Source organism: Micromonospora echinofusca (assembly GCF_017614955.1).
GTDB classification, from domain to species: domain Bacteria; phylum Actinomycetota; class Actinomycetes; order Mycobacteriales; family Micromonosporaceae; genus Micromonospora; species Micromonospora echinofusca_A.
This window is the reverse complement of record NZ_WVUH01000282.1, coordinates 1-9629: the sequence shown is the minus strand read 5'-3', so window position 1 is coordinate 9629 and position 9629 is coordinate 1. Positions and strand designations below refer to the sequence as shown.

Annotated in this window: 8 protein-coding genes; 3 read left to right on the top strand and 5 right to left on the bottom strand. The window is 71.8% G+C overall.

The window, feature by feature from the left end; genetic code table 11:
- Positions 1-163 precede the first annotated feature (163 nt).
- Positions 164-5647, bottom strand: a complete 5484-nt coding sequence (pulA, locus tag GSF22_RS25360) for a pullulanase-type alpha-1,6-glucosidase (RefSeq protein WP_208816245.1) — start codon at positions 5645-5647, stop codon at positions 164-166.
- A gap of 177 nt (positions 5648-5824) precedes the next feature.
- Complete coding sequence (locus tag GSF22_RS25355) at positions 5825-6523, bottom strand: cellulose binding domain-containing protein (protein WP_208816244.1); 699 nt, start codon at positions 6521-6523, stop codon at positions 5825-5827.
- A 155-nt stretch (positions 6524-6678) separates the two neighbouring features.
- Between GSF22_RS25355 and GSF22_RS25350 the strand changes: the two genes are divergently transcribed.
- Positions 6679-7044: a helix-turn-helix domain-containing protein gene (locus tag GSF22_RS25350; RefSeq protein WP_208816243.1), complete on the top strand. Its 366-nt coding sequence runs from the start codon at positions 6679-6681 to the stop codon at positions 7042-7044.
- 142 nt (positions 7045-7186) lie between these two features.
- Positions 7187-7753 carry a GNAT family N-acetyltransferase gene (locus GSF22_RS25345; RefSeq protein ID WP_208816242.1) on the top strand — a complete coding sequence of 189 codons (567 nt, stop codon included), beginning with the start codon at positions 7187-7189 and terminating at the stop codon, positions 7751-7753.
- A gap of 8 nt (positions 7754-7761) precedes the next feature.
- Here the strand turns inward: GSF22_RS25345 and GSF22_RS25340 are convergent, their stop codons facing one another.
- Positions 7762-8151, bottom strand: coding sequence for a hypothetical protein (locus GSF22_RS25340; RefSeq protein ID WP_208816241.1), 390 nt, complete (start codon positions 8149-8151; stop codon positions 7762-7764).
- A 46-nt stretch (positions 8152-8197) separates the two neighbouring features.
- The gene (locus tag GSF22_RS25335; RefSeq protein ID WP_208816240.1) at positions 8198-8986 is read right to left on the bottom strand and encodes a hypothetical protein; all 789 of its coding nucleotides are present in this window, start codon (positions 8984-8986) and stop codon (positions 8198-8200) included.
- A gap of 19 nt (positions 8987-9005) precedes the next feature.
- Between GSF22_RS25335 and GSF22_RS25330 the strand changes: the two genes are divergently transcribed.
- Positions 9006-9194, top strand: a complete 189-nt coding sequence (locus GSF22_RS25330; protein WP_208816247.1) for a hypothetical protein — start codon at positions 9006-9008, stop codon at positions 9192-9194.
- 65 nt (positions 9195-9259) lie between these two features.
- On the opposite strand, the gene GSF22_RS25325 is transcribed toward GSF22_RS25330, so the two are convergent.
- On the bottom strand, positions 9260-9629 hold a 370-nt coding region (locus GSF22_RS25325), incomplete at its 5' end, for an ArsC/Spx/MgsR family protein (protein WP_244454091.1).

Below are 9629 nucleotides of genomic sequence, written 5' to 3'. Positions count from 1 at the left end.
ACGTCGCCCAGGAACTCAACGGCCGCCCACGACAGACGCTCGGCTGGGACAACCCAGCCGAGCGTCTGCGTGATCTACTGACAACCACATAAGCCATCAGGTGTTGCGACGACCCCCAGAAACCGCCTACCGAAAGCGATAAGAAGGGGCCCTTCCTTACACCTCAGCGTTGGACGAAGACCGCCACGCTCCGCGCCGGGACGGTGAACGTCCCGCTGCCCACGTCGAACGACGCGGTCCGGACCACCGGGTCGGCCGAGGTCTGCTGCACCGGGTGCAGGCTGACCGTCGCGCCCCGCAGGCCGGCCACGGTCTGGGTGGCCGCCTCGCCGGTGGCGTTGAAGACCACGGTCACCGACGTCCACTGCCGGTCCAGCCCACGACCGTCCAGCGTCATGGTCAGCACACCCGGGGTCTCACCGGTACCGGAGAGCGGGAAGGCGACCCGCTGCTGCACCTGCTCCGCAGTGTTCAGCCCGAACACCGGCGACGAGGCCCGGATCCGCAGCAACTCGGTGTAGCCGGCCTCGGTGGCGTCGACCGCCGCGCAGTCCGGCACCAGCTTCGGGTCGGCCAGCAGCGGCTTCGCGTACTGCCACTTGTCGGCGTTGTCCTGGGCTGGCGGCAGGCCGGCGCCGAAGCCGTTGCCGTCGGCGCAGTTCCAGCGGATCTGGTTGTACCAGTCGCCGCTGTTGTACGAGTTGCGGTCGAGGGACTTCGACCGCAGCCGCTCCGTACCGGCGGTGACGAAGCCACTGCCCTGCCCCATGATCACGGTCGACAGGGCGAGTACCTGCATCCGGGACCGGTCCGCCGCCGGGGTGTCGGCGGGCAGCTTGTACGCCAGCGCGTCGTACAGGATCTCGTTGTCGTGCGCGTCGACGTAGGTGACCGCCTCACCGGGCGCGGCGGTGTAGCCGGCCGGTGCGCCGTTGTAGTCGACCTGCGCCCCGGTCACCTGCTGCCCGGCCGAGTTGACGAACCGGTAGCCGGCGAGGTTGCCGGTCAACCCGACCTTGATCAGGTCGTGCTGGTGCAACAGCCGGGCCCGCTGCTGGTCGGCGGTGCCGTTGACCGGGTCACCGTTGGGGTCGGTGAACAGGCCGGAGGCGAAGCCCTGGATGCGCGGGTTGCCGTCGAACGGGCCGCCACCCCGGACCGCGTCCCGCAGCCGGTCGTTGAAGGTGCCGATCCCGGTGCCGGCCATGTTGCCCTGGGTGGCCTGCTCGAACCGGGCGTCGTTGGCGACCTCGCCGAAGTTCCAGCCCTCGCCGTAGAGCAGGATCGACCTGCCGTCGACCCCGTCCCGGCCGAGGGTCAGCTTGTCCAGCGCGGCCCGGACGGCCAGGATGTTCGCCTTCGGGTGGTGGCCCATCAGGTCGAACCGGAACCCGTCCACCTTGTACGCCTTCGCCCAGGTGACCAGCGAGTCGACGACCAGCTTGCCCATCATGGCGTGCTCGGGGGCGGTGTTGGCGCAGCAGGTGGAGGTGGCCACGCTGCCGTCGTCGAGCAGCCGGTGGTAGTACCCGGGCACGATCTGGTCGAGCACCGACTTGGCATCCGTACCGGCGGCCGAGGTGTGGTTGTAGACCACGTCCATGACCACCCGCATGCCGGCGGCGTTGACCCCGGCGACCATCCGCCGGAACTCCTCGGTCCGCGCCGCCCCGTCCGGGTCGACGGCGTACCCGCCCTCCGGCACGGTGTAGTGCAGCGGGTCGTACCCCCAGTTGTAGCCGTCGGTGTCGCGGACCGCCTCGATGCACTTCTGCTGCTCGTCCGAGTCCGGCGGCAGCGCGGCCAGGTCGCAGGCCGGCTGCTGCTGGTCGGCCCGCCGCTCCGGGATGGTGGCGAAGTCGAACGCGGGCAGCAGGTGCAGGTGGGTGACCCCGGCGTCGCCGAGCTTGCGCAGGTGCCGCATGCCGGCGGTACCGGGGTCGGTGAAGGCGAGGTAGGTGCCCCGCTTCCCCGCCGGCACGGTGCTGTCGGCGATGGAGAAGTCCCGGACCGACACCTCCTGGATCTGCACCTTCGACGACGGCACGGCCGCCGGCTTGCGCAGCTTCGACCAGCCCCTCGGCGCGAGGTCGGCGTCGGTGAGGTCGACGAGCTGGCTGTGCGTGGAGTCGGCGGCCAGGGCCACCGAGTACGGGTCGGTCACCGAGGCGGTGACCATCCGCTGCGCGGCCGGCTGCCAGGCTTCCACCTGGTACCGGTAGTACTTCCCGACCCAGTTCTTCGCGCCCTGGACGGTCCACACGCCGGTCCGGTCCGACCGTTGCATGGTCACGGTCCGGGGCGCGGCGGTGGGCGTGTCGAACAGTTGCAGCGTCACCTTCCGGGCGGTGGGTGCCCACAGGGCCAGCGACGGTCGTCCCCGGTCGAAGGTGGGGCCGAGTTTCGCCTTCGTCGCGGCGGCGTAGACGTCGTCGAGCACACCGGGGATCTGCACGCCGGTGGCGGCGAGCAACTTGCCGGTGTGGTCGCGTTCGGTCACCAGGAGCTGCCCGCGCAGCGCGGCCGGCACCCGACCGAGGTCACCCTTGTCGAGGGTGAAGGTGCGGTACGCCCACAGGTGCGGGAAGACCGCGCGCTGGGCCTCGGTGAGCCCGTTGGCCTGCGCCCGCAACGGCAGCGAGGTGTACGTCCCGGACAGCTCGCCGTCGACCACGGTCACCCCGCCGGCGGGTGCGGTGACCAGGTCGTACCGCTTGCCGTCGGTCGGGCCGGTGGCCCAGGCGACGGTGGACCGGTCGATCCAGTGCGCCTTCTGCTTGGTGATGTCGGTGTCGCCCCTGCCCTCGGTGACGGCGACCGGCAGCAGCCGGCCCGGGGTACCGGCGAGCAGCCAGACCTGGCGGCCGGCGGTGGCGAAGTCCAGCCGCTGGTCGGTCGGCAGGTCCTTCTCGTCCCCACGGTGGATGATGTAGCTCAGCCCGGTCGCCCCGGCGGCCAGCGGCACCCGGAAGGTGACGCCGAAGGCGTCCCGGGCGGCGGGGGCCAGCGGCGCGGACCATTCGGTGGGGTTGGCGGCACCGTCCCAGACGTGCAGCCCCCAGCCGTCGTAGTTGCCGTCGGCCCGGCGGTAGTGCAGCACGGCGGTGCCCTCCTCGACCGGCGGCTCCGGTTCACCGGTGGCCGCCTGCCGGGTCGGGTAGATCGCCGGGTCGCCCTGCTTGACCCAGATCTCGCCGGTCTGCGTGACGTCGATGGTCCGGTCGTTCTCGACGTCCTTGACCCCGTCCTTGCTCACCACCAGGAAGCCGACCGACCTGGCGCCCGGCTTGAGCTTCACCCAGGCGAACCGGCCGAAGGAGTCCTCACCGGCGAACGGCTGCCCGTTGGGCCAGGTGGTCTGGTACGCCGGGTCGATGTCGCCCCAGGTGTAGAGACCCCAGTCGTCGTACCCGCCGGCCGGGCGCTGGTAGTGCACCACCGCCCACTCCCGGGAGCTGGCCTGCTCGGGGGTGGCCACGGTGATGGTGGACCGGGTGCTCGCGGTGCGTCCCCTGCTGTCGCGCACCACTGCCTTGTACTCCACCCGGGTGCCGGCCGCCAACCCGGCCAGGTCGTGGTGCACCGTGTACGGGGCCCGGTCGGCGCTGCCGAGCAGGGTCCACTTGCCGCCTGCGACCCGGGCGGCCATGGTGACGGTGGCCAGCGGGTCCCCGGTCACCTGGGCGGTGACCGCGGCGCGGGTCGCCACCGCGGCGTCCGGGGCGGGGTCGGTGATCCGGACCGTGGGGGCGGCGGCCGGTACGGCGACCGGCGTGCCGGCGGCGTGCACCACGGCCGACAGCGGCGGCACGGTCAGGGTCAGCTTGCCGTCGGCACCGGCGGTACCGGTGGCGGCGCCGCCGTAGATGCCGGCGAAGGTCGCCCCGGCGGACCAGGTGTCCACGGTGACGGTCTGCGCGGTGGCCGCGTTGTTGACCGCGACCAGGTACTCGGTGCGGCTGACCGGGTCGATCCGGGAGAAGGCGAAGACCCCGGCACCGTCGGCCGCGTACCGGGTCACCTGGACGCCGTCGCGCAGCGCCGGGTGTGCCTTGCGCAGCGCCCCCAGGTCGGCGATCGTCCGGTAGAGCGGGTGGCTGCGGTCGTACTGGTCACTGGCGTGGGTCCGGTCGGTGCCGAGCAGGTCGTCGTCGAGGTAGTCGGGCACCTTCGAGGCGAACATGTCCTGCCGGGCGTCCTTGTCCCCGCCGGGGCCGGTGAAGCCCTGCTCGTCGCCGGAGTACACCACCGGCTGTCCCCGGGTGAGGAACATCAGCTCGTGGGCGAGCTGGCTGCGCCGCAGGTGGCTGGCCGGGTCGGTGCCCCCGCCGGCGACGAACGAGCCGATCCGGCCCATGTCGTGGTTGCCGAGGAAGGTGGGCAGCCGGTCGGCCCCGGTGTCCCGGGCGGCGTAGAGGCTGTCCCTGGCGTACACCTCGGCGAGGGCCTGGGCGGAGCCGTTCCCGGCGGTGTAGCCCCGGGCGGCCTCCTGGAAGGCGAAGTCGAGGGTGGCGGGCAGCCCGCCGCGCCGTACGTAGGTGGAGGTGACCTCCTGGTCGGCGCTGTAGACCTCACCGAACATGAAGAAGTCCGGCTTGCCGGCCTTGTCGGCGGCGGCCTCGATGCCGTTCGCGAACTGCGGCCAGAACTCCAGGTTGGAGTGCTTGACGGTGTCCAGCCGGAAGCCGTCGACGCCGGTCTTCTGCACCCAGTCGGCGTAGATCTTCGTCATGCCCCGGACCACCTCGGGGCGCTCGGTCCACAGGTCGTCGAGGCCGAAGAAGTCGCCGTACTCGCTGTTCTCCCCGGCGAAGGTGGAGTCGCCCCGGTTGTGGTACATGGTCGGGTCGTTCAGCCAGGCCGGCACCTTGACCGTCTTGTCCGCGTCGGTGGCGAAGGTCGGCGTGTACGGGAAGGACTTCGTGTTCACCTCGGGGAACCGCCGGCTGCCGTCGGCGTAGTTGCGGTCCTCGAACGGCCGGCCCTGCGCGTCCCGGTACGGCGCGGTAGCTTTGTCCACGTAGGAGTACTTGTTCTCGGCGTACCTGATGACGTCGGCGGTGTGGTTGACGATGATGTCGAGGTAGATCTTGATACCCCGCCGGTGGGCCAGGTCGGTCAGCTTCTTCAGGTCCTCCTTGGTCCCGAAGTGCGGGTCGACCTGGGTGAAGTCGGTGATCCAGTAGCCGTGGTAGCCGGCCGAGACGTCCGACCCGGTGCCCTGCACCGGCTTGTTCTTGAAGATCGGGGCGAGCCAGATGGCGGTGGTACCGAGGCCCTCGATGTAGTCGAGCCGGTCGATCAGGCCCTTGAGGTCACCACCGTGGTAGAAGCCCTTGTCCTTGGGGTCGAGGCCGGTGGCGAGCCGGTCGCCGGTGAGGCCACCGGCGTCGTTGCGGGGGTCGCCGTTGGCGAAGCGGTCGGGCAGCACGAAGTAGAACTGCTCGGCCCGCTCGCGCTTGCCGGCGGCCCGGGCCAGGACCTCGGCCGACGGTTCGGCCGACCACTGGACGGTACCGGTGGGGGTCGGCGCGCCGCTGGCCCGACCGTCGAACTGGTGGACGGCGACGGGGACGCCGATCAGGGAGAGGGTGAGCAGGGAAACGAAGGCAAGCAGGGTGGTACGCGATCTCGGCGGGGGTTTCATCGACGGCCTTCCTGTGGTCGTTGATTCGCCCGCACGCTAGCCCTTGCCGAAACATTCTGCAATAGCTTGCAAACCGAGTCGCAACAAAGGCAGAACCTTGCGCAAGGGGAGAGTGGACGAAGTGTCGCGACGGCAGCCGGCAGCGCCGTGCCGTCGCTCGCCAGCAGTGGAATCGCGTCAGGCGACGGCGCAGGCCACGCCGTTGACGGTGCAGCCGGTGGGCCGGTCGGTCGAGCCGGACCGGTGGAAGTGCATCCGCAGGTAGGCGGTCTGCCCCGGCCCGAGCGGCGCCCCGCTCGTGAAGACGTACGCCGAGCCGGAACGGCTGGCGGCAGCCTGGGCGGCCGACTCCACCCAGTGGGTCCGCAGCCGGTCCACCTCTTTCGGGAAGGTCAACCGGACCGACCAGTTCTGCGCGGTGGTCGAGGTGTTCACCACCCGGACCTCACCGATGAACGAGTCCCGGTAGCTTTCCAGCACCCGGTACCGGCCGGTCATCGCTGCCGTCGACGGTGCCGGCGGCGAGAGGAGCGTGCCCGGCGTCGCGCTCCGCGACGGCGTACCGGAAGCCGTCGGCCTGGGGGTCGACGACCGGGACGGGGACACCGACGGCCGCGCGGAGGTGCGGCCCGGGGTCGGGCTGGCACTGCCGTCGACCCGGGGACCGTTGGTCGTCAACCGCCCGTCGTCGGCCGGCAGGGTGGGCGGCGGTGCGGCGTCCACGGCCAACCCGTCGAACGGGCGCCGGTCACCTCGCACGGCGCCCACCGCGAGTACCAGAAGCACGACCATCGTGCCCACCCCGAGCATGACCACGATCCACGGTGCGGCGGCGATGACCCCGGAAGCCCCCCGGCCGGCACGTCTGCTGGTCATCGGTTTCCTTCCGTGGATACTCGGGCCTTCAGGCCGGAGAGGAAACGGAGCCCCTGCGGTGCAGAGCAGAGAAAGCCGATCCGCCGCCAGGGCGGACCGGCGTCCACCCGCGTGGCACCGCGGGGCTCACCGGCCAGCTGGCTAGCCTGTGAGCCGTGGCCAGGGCGGTGAAGCGGCCGTTCAGGTACCGCTTCTACCCGACCGCCGGGCAGGCTGCCGAGCTCGCCCGTACGTTCGGCTGTGTGCGGCTGGTCTACAACATGGCGTTGCAGGCACGCAAGCTGTGCTCGGTGTGTGGCGCGCTCGCACAGCGGATGCCGCTGACCGTCCGGACGTGGACCTGCCGATGCGGCACCGCCCACGACCGGGACGTCAACGCGGCCCGCACCATTCTCGCGGAGGGGCTCTCCGTGATTGCCTGTGGAGGCGGTGTAAGACCTCAACGAGAGTCCTCTCGGACGGCGCGGTCGTCGGCGAAGCAGGAAAACCCGAGGGCGACCACGGGAACCCCCGTCCGCTAGTGACGGGGAGGATGTCAACCGTCTCCCTCGTCGAACCGCCCGGAGCGCCTCAATGGCCGACCGGGAGCCTAACGGCCGGCCGGCGATCCGGCAGCCCGCAAAACGGTCGCCTTTGGCTGCCCGGTTGCCGTTCAATCTCGCCATGGACACATCCGGGCTGCCCCGCACGCCGACCCTGGTACCACCCACCCCGCAGGTACACGCCTCGTTCCTCGCCGCAATGGCCGAGTTCCGGGCCGAGGGGCGGGGTGACCGGCAGGACCACACCATGGTCGGGCGGGAGATCCGCGAACACTGCGCGACCTGGCACACCCCGGCAGGCTTCGACGAGTTCGTCCGCGAGCTACGGTCCCAGGCCCGGGAGGAGACGCCGCGCCCGGCGGGCTTCGTGCCGTCGACCACACTGTGGTGGGTCGCCGGTCCGGTCTATCTCGGCCGGATCGCGGTACGGCACCGGCTCAACCAGTCGCTGCGGGAGCTCGGCGGGCACATCGGGTACGACGTCCGGCCCACCGCCCGGCGACGCGGGCACGCCACCGCGATGCTGCGGGCGGTACTGCCGGTGGCCCGCGACCTCGGCATCACCTCGGCGCTGGTCACCTGCGACGTGGACAATGTCGCCTCCCGTCGGGTCATCGAGGCCAACGGTGGCGTGTTGGAGGACCAGCGCGGCGACAAGCTCCGTTTCTGGGTCCCCACCGGAGCCTGACGGGCGGGTCAGCCGGTCCGGACGACCGTGCAGATCACCGGCCCCTCCTCGGTGCCGCGCAGCAGGTACCGGTAGCACTCGCCCGGTACCGCGCCGCCCTGGCTGTCCAGGAACTCCCACTCCACCTCGACCATGGTGAGCAGCGCGGAGAACTGCTGCACGTCGCGGATCTGGGCGTTCGCGGCGACCAGTTCGCGTTCGGTGTAGTCCGGTGCGGCGCCCACGAAGGAGAGCGCCACGGCGGCCGGGGTGGTGAACGAGAAGCTGTAGGTGTCCGCGACGACCAGGCCGGGCAGCGCGTAGCAGGCGGCGATGGCCGGTACGTCGGCGGTCGTCAGCGCGACGCCGTACCGGTCGAAGAAGTCGGTCAGCGTGGCGAGATCGGTGGAGGTGTTCACGCCGCCAGGATTTCCGGGCCACGATCCCGGCAAACCTCTCCGGGTCTCACCGGGGCGGAATCCGCACCTGGATCTCGTCGCCGAGCCGGGCACCTCCGAGCAGATCGAGGTCGTCGCCACTCCAGAACCGCCCGGGGTCGTACCAGTTGGGCCGGCGGCCGGCGGGCAGCAGCCCCATCGCCTGGTACGTCACCGCGACGACCTCGGCGCAGTACGCCGTCTCCAGCGCCCGGTCGCGTACCCCGACTCCCCGGCCCTCCCCGGCGGTGTCCCCGGCCCGGGCGGGCTCGGCCGCCCCGGCGACCGTCGTCCCGGTACCGGCCGGCCCGGCGTCCGTCGTGCCGACGTCAGCCGTCCTGGTGTCAGCTGTGCCGGCGTCCGTCGTGCTGCGGCGCAGTCCGGGCAGGCGGATGGCGGGCACCCGCCCCCGGGCCCAGCTCCAGGCGAGCTGGGCGGTGGACGGGAACGGCGTACCGTCCAGCCGGGCGACCGTCCGCAGCACCGCGTCCTCCATGTCCCGGTCGGCCGGCGGTTCGAGCTGCCGCAGCCAGGCCCGCTGGCCGTACCGGTTGGCCCAGACGCAGACCGCGTCGCGCAGGTCGTGCAGCTGCACGCCGCGCTGGTGGGTACCGGTCCACAGGTCCGGCAACGACCGGCCCAGCTCGGCGTGCCACATCAGCGGTGGCATGTCGTCGAGCACCACCGCCATGCCCACGTGGTTGACCGGACTGTTGGTGGTGAGCTGGATGGCCCGGTCCGGCACGCTGCGGCCCCGGAAGATCCAGACATCTCCGGTACGCGTCAACTCCACGGCCTCGTCCAGGCTGATGCTCATGACGCCCTACCCTAGGCGGATGCGGCAGCGGATGCAGTGGTGGAAGATTCTCGGGCTGGCCGGCGTGGTCGGGGTGGCGGCCACCGGGGTCGCGGTGGCGCGGGCGGAGCGGCGGCGCCGGGCGTACACGCCGGAGGAGATCCGGGACCGGCTGCGCCAGCGGCACGCCGAGGCGACCGGCCCGGAGGCACCGGCCACCCCGGACTGACCCGACGGCCGGTCGGCCGACCGGGGCCGTCAGCGGATCCGGTCGACCGGCCCGGGTGGGGGCGGTCAGCGGCTCCGGTCGACCGCCTCGTCGACCGCTTCCGGGGTACGCCCGACCAGTGCGCCGCCGTCGTCGAGGAGCAGGATCGGCCGCTGGATCAGCTCCGGGGCGGCCACCATGGCGGCGATCCAGCGGGGCTCGCTCGCCTCGTCGCGGGGCCAGTCGGCCATGCCCTGCGCCACGGCGGCGGGCTCCTGCGTCCGGCAGATGTCCCAGGCGTGGGCGCCGAGTCGGCGCAGCACCCCGGTCAGTTCCTCGGCGCTGGGCGGGGCGTCGAGGTACGCCCGCAGCCGGTACGGCACCCGGGCGGCGTCCAGGGTGGACCGGGCTCCGACGCACTTCGAGCAGGACGGGTTGTACCAGATCTCCATGCCC

Excerpts from the sequence above, each read along its gene's own strand:
- GSF22_RS25335 (WP_208816240.1), bottom strand. The coding sequence starts at position 8,986 with ATGAGCATCAGCCTGGACGAGGCCGTGGAGTTGACGCGTACCGGAGAT.
- GSF22_RS25355 (WP_208816244.1), bottom strand. The coding sequence starts at position 6,523 with ATGACCAGCAGACGTGCCGGCCGGGGGGCTTCCGGGGTCATCGCCGCC.
- pulA (WP_208816245.1), bottom strand. The coding sequence starts at position 5,647 with ATGAAACCCCCGCCGAGATCGCGTACCACCCTGCTTGCCTTCGTTTCC.
- GSF22_RS25345 (WP_208816242.1), top strand. The coding sequence starts at position 7,187 with ATGGACACATCCGGGCTGCCCCGCACGCCGACCCTGGTACCACCCACC.
- GSF22_RS25330 (WP_208816247.1), top strand. The coding sequence starts at position 9,006 with ATGCGGCAGCGGATGCAGTGGTGGAAGATTCTCGGGCTGGCCGGCGTG.